The sequence below is a fragment of the Azospirillum sp. genome (genome assembly GCF_035627195.1).
Classification (GTDB): domain Bacteria; phylum Pseudomonadota; class Alphaproteobacteria; order Azospirillales; family Azospirillaceae; genus Azospirillum.
This window is the reverse complement of sequence record NZ_DASPMG010000259.1, coordinates 1-13,176: the sequence shown is the minus strand read 5'-3', so window position 1 is coordinate 13,176 and position 13,176 is coordinate 1. Positions and strand designations below refer to the sequence as shown.

Genomic DNA, 13,176 nt, shown 5'->3' with positions numbered 1-13,176 from the left:
CGCTTCGCGCGGGGCCCCTCCCTCCCCCGCCGGGGGCAGGGGAGGGGGTATTTTGCTGCTGGCGGCGTTGCTGATGGCGGCGCAGCCGGCCCATGCCCAGAAGGCGCCGCCGGCCATGGCGGTGGACGCCGTGCGCGAGGACGTGGCGGCGCGGCTGACGCTGTCGTGGGCGCAGGCGGTGACGGTGGAGCGCCAGCAGCAGGGGCGGGAGCTGACGCTGCGCTTCAGCCGGCCGATCGGCGACGCCAAGGGCATCGAGGGCATTCCCGACCGGCTGTCGGGCTGGGTGGAGAACACGCAGTACGGCTACGACAGCCTGCTGCTGGTGCTGGCCCCCGACGTGGCGGTGAACGCCGAGGCGCAGCGCACCGGCGTGCGGCTGGACTTCACCCGCGCCGCCCCGGTCACGCGGGAGCGGGCCGAGGCGGAGGTCAACGCCGAACGGCGGCTCGACTACTACCGGGCGCTCGCCACGCTGGAGGAGGGGGAGGTGCGCGCGGCGCGCGAGCGGCTGCGCGGCCTCGTCGCGGCCAACCCGCGCGACCGCGAGATGGTCGAGCTGCTGGCCCAGGCCGAGGAGCGGCTGGGGCGCTGGCGCGAGGCGGTGCGGCTGTACGACCGGGCGCTGGTCCTCAGCCCGGACCGGGTGGAGGCGGCGGAGGCCAAGGCGCGGCTGCTGCGCGAGTATGGGGAGCAGGTGCGCCTGGACTTCGACCTGTTCCGCGTGAAGAACGCCGACGTGCAGCGCGTCACCCGCCTGACCGGCGTCAAGGAGTTGGGGGCGGACACGGCGTTCCGCTTCGCGCTGGAGAACCGCATCGTCGACGTCGACCAGGTGCCGCGCCGCGACGGGCCGCCGCAGGCGTTCCACGGCCGGCGCTCCCGCGCCGAACTCAGCGTCGTGCACGACTGGGACGAGCCGCAGCAGACCCGCGCCAGCCTGTTCCTGGCGGAGCGCACCGTGGGCCTGGGCGTCGGCCACAGCGTGACGCACGGCAGCGGCGAGACGCGCGCGGCGCTGCATGTGCAGGAGCCGACCTACACCTTCATCGAGGGCATCGTCGGCGCCGGCCGGCGCGACCGCGTGATGGTGGCGCATGACGAGCGGCTGTGGCAGGGCCTTGCCGCGTCGCTGGGCGGGGCGGTCAACCGGTATGGGTTGGCGGGCGACCCGAACCTCGCGCGCTCGGCCTCGGTGGAGGGGTGGGTGCGCTACACCTTCAACGACGAGGGGCCGATCGCCAGCGTCGCCTACGTCCTGGACGCCGAGTACGTGGCCGACAAGACGGAGCGCATCGACCCGCGCGGCAACGTGCAGGCGCCGCTGCCGCTGGTGTCGCGCGAGGTGCACTCGCTGCAGCTGGCCGTGGACCATCCGGTGACCGACTGGTTCCGCTACAACCTGCAGGCCGGCTGGTCGCACGACCGGCGCAACGAAGGGGGGCCGTTCGCCGCCGCACAGGTCGCCTTCGCGCCGCTGCCGGAACTGGAATTCGGCCTGCGCGCCAGCCACACCATCAGCACGGCGCGCGGCACCGGCAACACGGTGCGGGCGGCCGGCGGCTACCTGCTGTGGCGCTATTAACCCCTCGGTATCCATGACCACGCTATCAAGACGCCGGGCAGCACGGACACACACGCGATGAGCGCATCCGCCCTCGATCCGGGCACGCAGACGAAGCCGCCGCCGGCCGACAAGACGTCGGCCAAGGGGCTGGACGGTCCCGCGCGCCTGCTGGGATTCCGGCGCGTGGCGCTGCTGGAGCTGGCGCTGTTCTTCGCCGCGGCGCTGGGGATCGACTGGCTGAGCACCGGCGGCATGCGCTTCGAGGGCGTGCAGCCGCACCCGTTCTGGATCCCCGTCCTGCTGATCACCGTGCAGTACGGCACGGGCGAGGGCGTGCTGGCCGCCATCGCGGCCACCGTGGCGCTGCGCCTGGGCAACATGCCCGAACAGCTGATCAGCCAGGACCTGTACCAGTACCTCTACGCCGTCAGCCGGGAGCCGATCCTGTGGCTGGTCACCGCCGTGCTGGTGGGCGAGCTGCGCATGCGCCAGCTGCGCGAGCGGGAGGAGTTGCGCGCCAGCCTGGACACCGCGCGCAAGGAATCGGACGCCATCGCGCGCTCCTACCGGCAGCTGAAATCGGTGAAGGAAAGCCTGGAGACGCGCGTCGCCGGCCAGCTGCGCACCGTCTTCACGCTCTACCAAGCCGCCCGCGCCATCGACAAGCTGGACGAGGGCGAGATCATGCTGGGCGTGGCCGACCTGATCCGCACGGTCATGAAGCCGGAGAAGTTCTCGCTGTTCCTGCTGAACAACGACGTGCTGGAATCGGTGACCAACGAGGGGTGGGACGACGACGACAACTACGCGCGCTGGTTCGACAACTCCTCGGCCATCTTCGAGACGGTGGTGGGGCGCCAGCGTTTCCTGTCCGTGGCGCGGGTGGAGGAGGAACGCACCCTGCGCGGCGAGGGGCTGATGGCCGGGCCGCTGGTCAGTCCGGACACCGGCGAGGTCTTCGGCATGGTGAAGATCGAAAGCCTCGGCTTCATGGACCTCAGCGTCAACAGCGTGGAGAACTTCCGCATCCTGTGCGAATGGATCGGCACCGCGCTGGGCAAGGCCAAGCAGTACCGCGAGGCGAACGAGCAGCGCGTGTTCACCGAGGACGGCTCGCTCTACACCTCCAGCTTCATCGGCCGGCAGGCGGAATTCCTGGCGCACCTGGGCAAGCGCCTGGGCTTCGAGACCAGCATGATCACCATCAAGCCGCACGGCCTCGCGCGCCTGACCGTGGCGCAGCGCAGCGAGGTGGCGGCGTCCATCGGCAAGGCGGTGCGGGCGTCGCTGCGCGACACGGATCTGGCCTGCGACATCGGGCACAACGGCCTCGTCTACGGCGTCGTCCTGCCGGCCACCGGCGTGGAGCAGGCGCGCATCGTGGCGGCCAAGCTGGAGACGGCCGTGCGCAAGGCGCTGCCGGCGCGGCTGTCGACCATCACCATCAGCTTCGTCGCCGAGAGTGTCGGCGGGGGTGAGAAGTGAGCCGGTTGCCCGACGACCGCATGGACGGCGCCGTGCCGGCCGACGCGCCCCGGCCGGGGACGGCGGAGTTCGCGCTGGTCGGGCTGGCCGCGCTGACGGTGGAGGGCGTCGTCACGGCCGCACTGCTGGACGTGCTGCCGGTGCCCGGCGGCGCGCTGATGGCGGCGGTGGGGCATTTCGCGCTGGCCGTGCTGCTGTGGGGTTGGGTGTGGTGGCGCGTGAAGCGCGACCGCGACGCGCGGCTGGCCGGGCTGCTGGCGGTGACGACACCGTTCCTGGGGCCGCTGGGGCCGGCCTGCACGCTGGCCACCGCCGTGATGCACGCGATCTTCAGCCGCTACGCCATGGGCTTCCAGGAATGGTACCTGTCGCTGTTCCCGGAAAGCCAGGTTGAGCCGGCGCAGGAGCTGTACGAGCTGATCGTGTCGGGGCGCGAGCAGGCGAGCGTGGCGGCGGGGGAGAGCTTCACCGACGTGATGACCGTCGGCTCGCCGCCGCAGAAGCAGGCGGTGATCGCGCTGGTGGCGCGCCACTTCCGGCCGGCCTTCACGCCGGCGCTGAAGCTGGGGCTGGCCGACGCCGACCCGTCCGTGCGCGTGCAGGCGGCGACCGCCACGGCGCGCGTGGAGCACGAGTTCAACGAGCGCTGGCAGCAGCTGGACCGCGCCGTGCAGTCCAACCCGGCCGACGCGGCGACCCGCTACGCCCTGGCCCGGCATCTGGACGACTACGCCTTCTGCGGCCTGCTCGACACCAACCGCGAGCAGGAGGTGCGCGAGCGGGCGCTGGAGGGATACCGCGGCTGCCTGGACTTGGCGCCCGAGGACGACGACATCCGGCACGACCTGGGGCGGCTGCTGCTGCGCCTGGGGATGGTCGCGGAAGCCGCCGAGACGCTGGCGCCGCTGGCCGGGCGCACGGCCGACCGGCGCATCCTGTTCTGGTACGCCGAGAGCCTGTTCCGCCTGCATCGTTTCGACGACCTGCGCGATCTCTGCCGCCTGCGCGCCGACCATCTGGGTCCCGGCGCCGACCTGCCGGACGCGTTGCGCGACGTGCTGGACCTGTGGAACGCCGATGACCGGCCGGCGCTGGAGGAAGCGGCGTGAACGGCGAACCGGTCGACGTCTGCCTTCTGATGGAAGGCTCCTACCCCTACGTGCTGGGCGGCGTGTCGAGCTGGACGCACGACGTGATCCGCGCCTATCCGGAGCTGACGTTCCACGTGGTGGCGCTGGTGGCCGACCGCAGCCAGCGCAAGCTGGCCTACGAACTGCCGCCGAACGTGAAAGGGCTGACCCACGTCTATCTGCAGGAGCCCGACCCCGGCTGGCCGTGGACGCGCAAGGCGGCGGAGCTGTTCCGGCGGATCGAGGCGCCGCTGCTCCAGCTCCAGCAGGGCGGCGGGCTGGCCGAGGTGGAGGAGGTGGTGCGGCTGCTGGCCCCCCGACGGCCGCGCATCGGGCGGCGGGTGCTGCTGAACTCCGAGGACGCGTTCCGGATGGTCGTGCGGCTCTATGAGCAGACGCTGCCGGACGCCTCGTTCCTGGAGTACTTCTGGGGCCTGCGGGCGCTGATGGGCGGCATGTTCTCGGTCATGCTGGCGCCGATGCCGGCGGCCAAGGTCTATCATGCCATCTCCACGGGCTACGCCGGGCTGTTCGCGGCGCGGGCGCGGCTGGAGACGGGGCGGCCGGCCATCCTGACCGAGCACGGCATCTACACCAACGAACGCCGCATCGAGATCCTGATGGCGGAGTGGCTGTTCGAGGGCTCCGACATGAGCCTTGCCGTGGAGAAGAAGAAGCGCGACCTGCGCGACCTGTGGCTGGACACCTTCGCCAGCTATTCCAAGGCGTGCTACGACGCCTGCGACCAGATCTTCACGCTGTACGGCGGCAACCAGGAGTTCCAGCGGCGCCAGGGGGCGGACCCGGAAAAGCTGAAGATCATCCCCAACGGCATTGACTACGCCGGCTATTCCAAGGTGGTGCGCGACACCTCCGACCGGCCGCCGACCATCGCGCTGATCGGGCGCGTGGTGCCGATCAAGGACGTGAAGACCTACATCCGCGCCGCCGGCATCCTGCGCGAGGACATCCCGGACCTGAAGGCGATGATCCTCGGCCCCCTGGAGGAGGATCCGCAGTACGTGGAGGAGTGCCGCACCATCGTCCGCCACCTGGACCTGGAGGACACCGTCATCTTCGCCGGCCGCGTCAAGCTGACCGACTGGCTGGGCAAGGTGGACGCCATCGCCCTGACCTCGGTGTCGGAGGCGCAGCCGCTGGTGATCCTGGAGGCGGGGGCGGCGGGCGTGCCGACAGTGGCGACCGACGTGGGCTCCTGCGCCGAGCTGATCCTGGGGCGCGGCGACGAGGAGCCGGCCATCGGCCCCGGCGGCGCCATCACGCCGCTGGCCTCGCCCTTGGACACCGCGCGCGAGCTGCGCGAACTGCTGCTCGACCCCGTGTGGCGGGACCGCTGCGCGGCGGCCATCAAGGAACGCGTGCGGCGCTATTACGACAAGAAGGAGATCGACCGCATCTACCGCGGCGTCTACGAGACCTACCGCACCATGCCGGACCGGCCGGCCCTGTTCGGGAAGGCGGCCTGATATGGCGGGCATCGGTTTTGCCCTGCGCCGGCTGGCGCGCCGGGACGACCTGCTGGGCGTGCTGCAGGGCTACGCGCATTCGGCCTTCATCTCGTCGGGGCCGTGGATGTTCACCATCCTGGCGCTGGCCGGGATCAATCTGGTGGGCAAGGACCTCGCCTCGAACGAGGAGCTGAACCTCTTCCGCGTCGTCATCATCTACAACTTCTGCTTTTCGGTGGTGCTGACCGGGCCGCTGGTGCTGGTCGCCACGCGGTATCTGGCCGACGCCATCTACCTGAAGCAGGTGGACACCGCGCCGGGGATGCTGCTGGCGACGCTGGCCATCGCCTATGGGCTGGCGGCGGTGACGGCGGGGCCGTTCTACGTGCTGCTGAGCGCGCTGCCGGTGGCGGTGATGCTGGCCGCATTGGTGAACTTCTTCCTGGTGTGCGGCATCTGGGTGGTGTCGATCTTCCTGTCGGCGCTGAAGGACTATGTGGCGGTCACCACGGCGTTCGGGGTGGGCATGCTGGTGGCGCTTCTGGCCGCCATCGGGTTCGGCGCGCTGGGCGGGCCGGCCGGCATGGTGTGGGGGTTCAGCGTCGGCCTCGCCACCATCCAGTTCGGGCTGATCGCGCGGGTGTTCGCGGAATACCCGTACCGCGTCGCCCGCGTCTTCGCCTTCCTGGAGTATTTCCGCAAGTACTGGGACCTCGCCCTGATCGGGCTGGTCGGCAACCTCGCGGTGTGGGCCGACAAGTGGATCATGTGGTTCGTGCCGGAGCGCGAGACGGTGTCCGGCGCCATGGTGATCTATTCGGCCTACGACAGCGCCATGTTCGTGGCGTACCTGACCATCGTGCCGGCGCTGACCATCTTCACGGTGAACATCGAGACGCGCTTCTTCGAGCGCTATCAGGCCTTCTACCGCGACATCCAGGCGCACGCGACCTACGCGCAGATCGCCCGCAACCACACGTCCATCATCCAGGCGCTGCTGGAAAGCGCGCGCAACCTGATCATCCTGCAGGGTGCCGTGTGCGCGGTGACGATCTTCCTGGCGCCCAGCCTGGTGGGCTGGCTGGGGCTGACCTACACGCAGATCGGCATCTTCCGCTTCGGCTCGCTGGGGGCGTTCTTCCAGGTGATGTTCCTGTTCTGCACGATCATCCTGTCGTACTTCGACCTGCGGCGGCGCAACCTGATGGCGCAGGCGCTGTATCTGGCGATCAACGTCGTCTGCACGCTGGTGTTCAGCGAGATGGGCTTCGCGTGGTACGGCTACGGCTACTTCCTGGCGTCGCTGGTGGCCTTCGTCATCGCCTACCTGATGGTGGCCGACGCGCTGAAGCGGCTGCCCTACATCGCCTTCGTCGCCAACAACCCCTCGGTGCACTGAGCGTTACAACGTGGTAACATGCCGTCTCGCGGGAGGATGGCATGGCGATCCGGATTCTGGCGCTGATGGGTGTCCTGGTGGTGCTGGCGGCAAGCCCGGCGGTGGCCGAGATGCTGCGGCTGGAGCAGACGCGGCCGGACCATCTGCGCGGTTTCAACCGGCCGCTGATCCAGCCGGAGCGGGTGGTGCCGCGCACGCGCATCATCCGCAGCCAGGTGGTCTACCGCCTGCCCACCGACCTGCGGGAGGTGGCGACGCTGGACCCGGCGCTCTCCCACCTCTGCCGGCTGGGGGCCTTCACGCAGGAGACGCCGGGCTTCTACTGGGCGCGCACGCCGCAGCGCACGTACGGCGTGGCGTTCTCCGGCGGCGCCAACCTGGACGATCCGCAGAAGAAGCGCCAAGCCGGCAAGGTCTATTTCTTCGACGACCAGGACAGCCGCTGTTCCGTCTACATCGGCGATCAGGCGAAGCTGATGAAGAACTACGTGGGGCCGCTGCCGGGGGATTGAGCGGCGCTTGTGGCAGGGTGATGGAAATGTCATATTCACCAGCACGCCATATTGAGGGTCGTGCCATGCCGCATGTTTCGATGGCGCCGAACGGGCGCTTGGTCATTCCCGCACCCGTCCGGGCCGAGGTTGGGATGGCCGAAGGCGGGACTTTTGTCGTGTCGGTCCAGGATGGAAAGGTCGTTCTGGAGCCTTACCGGGATGTCCTGGAGCGGGTTCGCGCCGAGGTGCGCCGCTATATCCCGGCGGGCACCGATCTGGCAGAGGATTTGAGCCGGGACCGCCGGGCGGAAGCCGAGCGTGAATAGCCCGGCCGTTCTGGACGCGTCCGCCATGCTGGCGCTCATCGACGAGGAGCCCGGCCACGAGGCGGTCGAGGCAGTCATGCCGGGCGCATTGCTCTGCGCGGTCAATCTGGCCGAGGTGGTCAGCAAACTGGCCGAACGCGGCATGCCGGCCGACCGCGCGCAGGCCGTAGCCCTCGCACTTGGGCCCCGAATCGTGGAGTTCGATACCACCCTTGCGGAGATCGCGGGGGCCTTGCGTCCGTTGACGCGGTCGAAGGGATTGTCCCTTGGCGACCGCTGTTGTCTCGCACTCGCCAAGCAACGCAACGGAACGGCGTTGACCACGGAGCGTGTGTGGCAGGACGTGGCCAGTGTCATTGGCGTCTCGGTGCGGAACATCCGTCCACAGAGCGCGTAAGGGAAGCCCCCTCACCCGAGGTGAGGGGGCTCCGCCCGTTCACTTCGCCATGAACTTGCCGATCTCCTCGCCGGCCTTGGCGATGTGCACCACGCCGTCGAGGTGGCCCATGTTGGTGGTGATCGCCTCGGTGTAGGTCACGTCCTTGCCGGCCTTGGCCAGCTTGTCCTTCAGGGCGCGCATGGCCTCCTCCGGCGGGAAAACCATGTCGTCGGCCGACGGGATCAGCAGGACCGGCGCCTTGATCTTCGCGATCCCCTCGTCCAGCGAGGCGCCGTGGCCGGCGACGAAGGCCTGGTTGGCCTTCACGAGGTAGAGGAAGTGGTTGGCGTCGCTGGTGGCGGCGCGGCCGGTGGCGGCCTTGTCCAGGAAGGCCTCCACCGCGTACTGGTTGGCCATGGCGGCGCGCGGGTCCTTGCCCTCCTCGGCGAGCTTGCGGCCGAACTGCGCGTCGTAGAACTTCCAGGAGTTGGCGTGCAGCGTGACGACCTTCAGCGCCTCGGCCAGACCCTTCACCGGTTCGGCCTTGCCGTAGTAGTCGCCGTTGTTCCAGTTGGGGTCGAGCTTGATGGGTGCCGCCCAGACGTTGAGCCAGCCGATGAGGAAGGCGTTGGCCTCGCCGCCGCCGATGGCGGCCGCGACGCGCTTCACCATGTCGGGGTAGGCGATGCCCCACTCCAGCGCCTGGAGCGAGCCCATGGAGGCGCCGATCACCGCGTGCAGCGACGTGACGCCCAGGCTGTCCAGCAGCGCCTTCTGCACGTTGACGAAGTCGCGGATGGTGACGACCGGGAAGCTCATGCCGTAGGGCTTGCCGGTGTCGGGGTTGATGCTGGCGGGGCCGGTGGTGACCACGTTGGGGTCCTTGGCGCCCAGGTTCACCAGCGTGTCGGAGCTGATGACGTAGTACTTGTCGGTGTCCAGCGGCTTGCCGGGGCCGATGATCGAGTCCCAGTAGCCCGGCGCCTTGTCCTCCGCCTTGTACTTGCCGGCGGCGTGCGAGGTGCCGGAGAAGAAGTGCGTGACAAGGATGACGTTGTCCTTGGCCTCGTTCAGCTTGCCGTAGGCCTCCCAGCCGACGCGGACCTGCTTGATGGTCTCGCCGCCGGTGGTGGTGTAGCTGGGCATCTCGAAGGTCTTCTTCTCGACGATGCCGTCATACGCGAAGGCGGCCGGGGCGAAGGCCGGCGCCGCCAGCGCCACGCCCGCCGCCAGCGCGAGGCCGCCGAAGCGCAATCCAAGTTTCCGCATGCACACTCCTCCCTGCCCGAAGGCATTGGTTGTTTTGCCTGGGAGTGTACGGGAGCAATCGGCCTTGTCCAGCCGTGCGAACGGCGGGGGACGGCGGCGCCCCGTGGAACCCGCCTTATGCGCCCGCCGCCTTGGCGATGCGCAGCAGGCGGCGGGAGAGGTCCTTGACGTTCGTCTCCACGTATTCCGGCTTGTCATGGGACTGGATCATGAAGGCCGGCGGCGAATCCGTGCCCAGCATCGAGAAGCCGTAGCGCGCCTTCGCCTGACGCCATTCCGGATGCTCGACCACGTCCTTCAGCATGCGCTCGCCGAACAGGCCGGACTCCATGGCCTTGCGCATCAGGTCGCCGCTGCCGCCGCGGTCCATCATGTTGACCAGCCCCTTCTCCAGGTCGCCGGGCGCCACGTCGCCCAGCATGGCGAAGGCGTCGTTGTCGATGAACATCGACACCGACCCGCCGCCCTTGCCCTTCGGAAAGGTCAGCGTGATGACGGAGCTGTCCGCGTGCACCGGGTCCAGGTCCTCGTCGTCCTGCTTGGCGGTGCCCTTTCCGAACGCGCCCGGCTCCTCGATGCCCAGCTTCGCGGCCATCTTTTTCAGGACGTCGATGACCTTGCCGCTGAGGCTGATGCCGACGTCCTTGTCCACGCCCAGCGTATCGCGGACGAAGCTCATGAAGCGCTCGTTGTACTTCGCCTTCTCGGCGCGCGTCGCCTCTTCCGCCGAGATCCGGAGCGCGTCGATGTCCAGTGCCGGGAGTATGGCCCGCGACAGGTCCGGCGGCGTGCCGCCCGCCACCAGCTGCCGGGCCGCGGCGGACAGGGTCACCTGATCGCCGGCCGGCGCACCGGCCTCCGCCGCGGTGCCGGAGGCCGCCGTGCGGACGGGAATCGATGGGAGGGTGATGGCGGCCGTGCCGCCGGCGGCTTTCACATCCATGGCCTGCGCTCGCCGGTTGTCTTCGCACCAGCGTGCCGCCGTTTCGTAAACCTTAGGTAAATGCCCGCGTCAGCGCTGCAGCGGCCGGACGATGTGCACCGCCACGCCGGCCACGCTGGCGTCGGTGATCGGCGTCGGCCCGCAATCGGGATCGGTGGAGACCGGCAGCAGGTGCGGCGGAAAGAAGCGGTAGCCGCACACGCTGTCGTCGTGCACCGTCACCACCATGTCGCCCGGCTTCGGCGGCAGCACGTCCAGCGGTTCCAGCACCACCCGGTCGTCCGGCAGCACGCCGGCGGCGTTCAGGCTGCGCGAGCCGATGCGCAGCGCGAAGGCCCGGCGCGAGGCCGGCCGGTCCACCGGCACGCTGTCGCCGCCCTGGCGCAGCACGGTGGCGAGGAACGATTCGGCGGCCCGCCGGCCCAGGTCGCGCAGCACCTCCACCTGGTCCAGCGTCAGCACCGGCACGCGGCTGACCGGCGGGCAGGTCCCGTCGTCGAGGAAGCGCGGCTCCGATCCTGCGGCGCGGGCCAGCCGGCCCAGCGTGTCCGCCCCCGGCATGCTTCCCCGCGCCGGATCGCGCAGGAACCGCGTCAGGTTCGTGGGCGTCACCCCGGCGGCGCGGGCCCAGGTCCCGGGGCTCCAGCCGCGCGCCTCCATAACGCCCGTCATCCAGCGCATCAGCGCGCGTCGCGTGTCGTCCATACCCCGGCCAACCCCAGTAACGTGCGTCCTCGCAAGCGAAGCTGGGGGAACAACGCGCGAACACGGCGTCCGGGGCTGCGAAACCGCACGGGTACTCCGATTCAGAGGCCCATTTCCCGTTCGAGGTTGCCCGTCATCTTGTTGAGCAGGCGCAACAGTTCCGCCCGCTCCTCCGGGGTCAGGCTGCCGATGGCGACGGCGTTGACGCCGCGCGCCTCCGCCGTCACCTCCACCTCCAGCGCGCGGGCGCGTTCGGTCAGGAAGACCAGGGCGCGGCGCCGGTCCTGCGGGTCCGGCTCGCGGCGGATGAGGCTGTCGCGCTCCATGCGGTTGAGCGTGTTGGCCATGGTCGGCTGCTCCACCTGCACCAGCCGGCACAGCTCGGCCTGGCTGATGCCCTCGCGCTCCCACAGCGCAAGCAGGGCCGGGAACTGGCCGGGGTGCAGGCCATAGCGCTGGATGCGCCGCTCCAGCGCCCGGGCGAACAGCCGCCCCAGGTAGTTGATCACATAGCCGAAGGACTCGGTGCGGCGCAGGGACATGGTCGCGGGGCCGTGAAGCGGTTTTGCCTCGCTACGATAGCGCCGTTCCGCGCGTTTGGCGATGCCCTTCGCCATGCCGGCGCGCGTTTCGTGCGGATCGCGGCGGTCTTGCAGCGCGACCTGGGCTACGCCATCTGGTGAGGAACCCACAACCGCGGAGTCCGAGCATGCTGATCACCACCACCGACACCGTCGAAGGCCGCCGCGTCGTCGAACACCTGGGCGTCGTCGCCGGCGAGGCGATCGTCGGCGTCAACATCTTCCGCGACCTGTTCTCCGGCATCCGCGACATCGTCGGCGGCCGCGCCGGCGGCTACCAGAACGCGCTGCGCGAGGCACGGGAAGCCGCCTTCGCCGATCTGGCGGAAGCCGCGCGCGCCGTGGGCGCCAACGCCATCGTCGGCGTCGACATCGATTACGAGGTGCTGGGCAAGGAGAACGGCATGCTCATGGTGTCGATCAACGGCACCGCCGTCCGCCTGGGCTGATCCCGAACGCAGAACGGGGGGCCGGAGCCCCCCGTTCGTCCGTCGAACGATCCCGGTGCTCACGCACCGTTGCCGCAGACCCCGACCGGCCCCTTGACCGGGGCGGCGACCGGATACGGCTCGCCGGGAACGGCCTTCAGATACTCGATCAGCGCCCAGCGCTCGTCCTCGCTCAAGGCCCGGCCGATCACGCCGGTGCCCGGCGTGTTCGAGAACTCGTGCCCGCGGTTGGAGTTGCCGGTGAGCGTGGTGTCGAAGATGAAGGCGTTCTCGAACGGCTCCGTCCGGTAGCCGACCCTGACCGGGTCGAACTCCAGCGTGCCCAGCGCGAACGTCCTGGAGCGCGCCTCGCCCGGCCCCAGCAGCTCGTACAGGTTGGGTACCGAGCCGTTGTGCAGGAACGGCCCCGTCGCCCACACGCCGTGCAGCGGGCGCGCCTTGTAGCCGCAGGTCTCGCGCACCTCGTTCGCCCGGCCCCAGCCGTCCATCTCCGCGCGCTGCGCCTTGGTGAGCTTGAGATTGTCGTACTGCTGGTCCTTGATCTTCTCGGTCACCAGCTTCAGGCCGGCGGCCGGCGTCACCGGGCCGGTCACGCCCAGCTTGGTGCCGTCCAGCTTCGCCGTGTTAAAGTTGTTCACCTCGGTCGGATCGGTGCCGATGGTGGGCAGCGGGATGACCGGGGTGTGCCACTCCTGCGGCGTGGTGTCGGCGATCGGCTTCACCTCGTGGCAGCTGGCGCACAGCTCGCCGAACAGCGCGCGGCCCTGCGCCGCCTTGGCGCGGTCGATGGTGCCCAGCACCGCCTCCGGCCACACCGGCGGGCGGAGCTTCTCCAGCTGCTTCTCGATGGCGTGGATGTCCTGCACCCGCACCGACGACTGCCAGCGCAGGTTCGGCGGGTTGGGCTGGCCGAACGGGTTGACGAAGTTGGTCAGCGCGTGCACGCCCAGCGCCTCGCCCACGTTGCGCACCATCGGCTG

Annotated in this window: 14 protein-coding genes; 9 read left to right on the top strand and 5 right to left on the bottom strand. The window is 69.8% G+C overall.

The features are described from left to right. Positions 1 to 52: 52 nt before the first annotated feature. The 8 genes from VED21_RS23225 (at position 53) to VED21_RS23190 (ending at position 8,267) form a co-directional block, all read left to right on the top strand. Complete coding sequence (locus VED21_RS23225; protein ID WP_324886499.1) at positions 53 to 1,585, top strand: tetratricopeptide repeat protein; 1,533 nt, start codon at positions 53 to 55, stop codon at positions 1,583 to 1,585. 57 nt (positions 1,586 to 1,642) lie between these two features. Continuing rightward, entirely contained in the window at positions 1,643 to 3,052 is a 1,410-nt protein-coding gene (locus VED21_RS23220; RefSeq protein WP_324886498.1) for a GAF domain-containing protein, read from the top strand. After that, positions 3,049 to 4,161, top strand: coding sequence for a tetratricopeptide repeat protein (locus VED21_RS23215; protein WP_324886497.1), 1,113 nt, complete (start codon positions 3,049 to 3,051; stop codon positions 4,159 to 4,161). Before VED21_RS23220 ends, VED21_RS23215 begins: the two co-directional genes overlap by 4 nt. Then, on the top strand, positions 4,158 to 5,669 hold the full coding sequence (gene pelF, locus VED21_RS23210; protein ID WP_324886496.1) for a GT4 family glycosyltransferase PelF: 1,512 nt from the start codon (positions 4,158 to 4,160) through the stop codon (positions 5,667 to 5,669). The genes VED21_RS23215 and pelF overlap by 4 nt, the downstream gene beginning before the upstream one ends. A gap of 1 nt (position 5,670) precedes the next feature. Further along, positions 5,671 to 7,050 carry an exopolysaccharide Pel transporter PelG gene (gene pelG, locus VED21_RS23205; protein ID WP_324886495.1) on the top strand — a complete coding sequence of 460 codons (1,380 nt, stop codon included), beginning with the start codon at positions 5,671 to 5,673 and terminating at the stop codon, positions 7,048 to 7,050. A 41-nt stretch (positions 7,051 to 7,091) separates the two neighbouring features. Then, the gene (locus tag VED21_RS23200; RefSeq protein ID WP_324886494.1) at positions 7,092 to 7,562 is read left to right on the top strand and encodes a hypothetical protein; all 471 of its coding nucleotides are present in this window, start codon (positions 7,092 to 7,094) and stop codon (positions 7,560 to 7,562) included. A 65-nt stretch (positions 7,563 to 7,627) separates the two neighbouring features. After that, complete coding sequence (locus tag VED21_RS23195) at positions 7,628 to 7,870, top strand: AbrB/MazE/SpoVT family DNA-binding domain-containing protein (RefSeq protein ID WP_324886493.1); 243 nt, start codon at positions 7,628 to 7,630, stop codon at positions 7,868 to 7,870. Further along, a complete protein-coding gene (locus tag VED21_RS23190; RefSeq protein ID WP_324886492.1) occupies positions 7,863 to 8,267 on the top strand; it encodes a type II toxin-antitoxin system VapC family toxin in 405 nt (134 codons plus the stop codon). The genes VED21_RS23195 and VED21_RS23190 overlap by 8 nt, the downstream gene beginning before the upstream one ends. Positions 8,268 to 8,306: 39 nt before the next feature. Here VED21_RS23190 and VED21_RS23185 read toward each other — a convergent pair whose 3' ends face one another. The 4 genes from VED21_RS23185 to VED21_RS23170 form a co-directional block, all read right to left on the bottom strand. Beyond that, positions 8,307 to 9,518 carry an E22 family MetX-like putative esterase gene (locus VED21_RS23185; protein WP_324886491.1) on the bottom strand — a complete coding sequence of 404 codons (1,212 nt, stop codon included), beginning with the start codon at positions 9,516 to 9,518 and terminating at the stop codon, positions 8,307 to 8,309. 115 nt (positions 9,519 to 9,633) lie between these two features. Then, complete coding sequence (locus tag VED21_RS23180; RefSeq protein ID WP_324886490.1) at positions 9,634 to 10,461, bottom strand: hypothetical protein; 828 nt, start codon at positions 10,459 to 10,461, stop codon at positions 9,634 to 9,636. Positions 10,462 to 10,530: 69 nt separating this feature from the next. Further along, the gene (locus VED21_RS23175; protein WP_324886489.1) at positions 10,531 to 11,166 is read right to left on the bottom strand and encodes a helix-turn-helix transcriptional regulator; all 636 of its coding nucleotides are present in this window, start codon (positions 11,164 to 11,166) and stop codon (positions 10,531 to 10,533) included. Positions 11,167 to 11,267: 101 nt separating this feature from the next. Beyond that, entirely contained in the window at positions 11,268 to 11,708 is a 441-nt protein-coding gene (locus VED21_RS23170) for a MarR family transcriptional regulator (protein WP_324886487.1), read from the bottom strand. A 167-nt stretch (positions 11,709 to 11,875) separates the two neighbouring features. Between VED21_RS23170 and VED21_RS23165 the strand changes: the two genes are divergently transcribed. After that, positions 11,876 to 12,196 (top strand): heavy metal-binding domain-containing protein, encoded by a 321-nt coding sequence (locus VED21_RS23165; protein WP_324886486.1) that lies wholly within the window; start codon positions 11,876 to 11,878, stop codon positions 12,194 to 12,196. A 59-nt stretch (positions 12,197 to 12,255) separates the two neighbouring features. On the opposite strand, the gene VED21_RS23160 is transcribed toward VED21_RS23165, so the two are convergent. Continuing rightward, positions 12,256 to 13,176, bottom strand: a 921-nt coding sequence (locus VED21_RS23160) for a di-heme-cytochrome C peroxidase (RefSeq protein ID WP_324886485.1), incomplete at its 5' end; no start/stop codon positions are given.

Coding starts and splice junctions, on each gene's coding strand:
- VED21_RS23220 (WP_324886498.1), top strand. CDS start 1,643: ATGAGCGCATCCGCCCTCGATCCGGGCACGCAGACGAAGCCGCCGCCG.
- pelG (WP_324886495.1), top strand. CDS start 5,671: ATGGCGGGCATCGGTTTTGCCCTGCGCCGGCTGGCGCGCCGGGACGAC.
- VED21_RS23200 (WP_324886494.1), top strand. CDS start 7,092: ATGGCGATCCGGATTCTGGCGCTGATGGGTGTCCTGGTGGTGCTGGCG.
- VED21_RS23195 (WP_324886493.1), top strand. CDS start 7,628: ATGCCGCATGTTTCGATGGCGCCGAACGGGCGCTTGGTCATTCCCGCA.
- VED21_RS23185 (WP_324886491.1), bottom strand. CDS start 9,518: ATGCGGAAACTTGGATTGCGCTTCGGCGGCCTCGCGCTGGCGGCGGGC.
- VED21_RS23180 (WP_324886490.1), bottom strand. CDS start 10,461: ATGGATGTGAAAGCCGCCGGCGGCACGGCCGCCATCACCCTCCCATCG.
- VED21_RS23175 (WP_324886489.1), bottom strand. CDS start 11,166: ATGGACGACACGCGACGCGCGCTGATGCGCTGGATGACGGGCGTTATG.
- VED21_RS23170 (WP_324886487.1), bottom strand. CDS start 11,708: ATGTCCCTGCGCCGCACCGAGTCCTTCGGCTATGTGATCAACTACCTG.
- VED21_RS23165 (WP_324886486.1), top strand. CDS start 11,876: ATGCTGATCACCACCACCGACACCGTCGAAGGCCGCCGCGTCGTCGAA.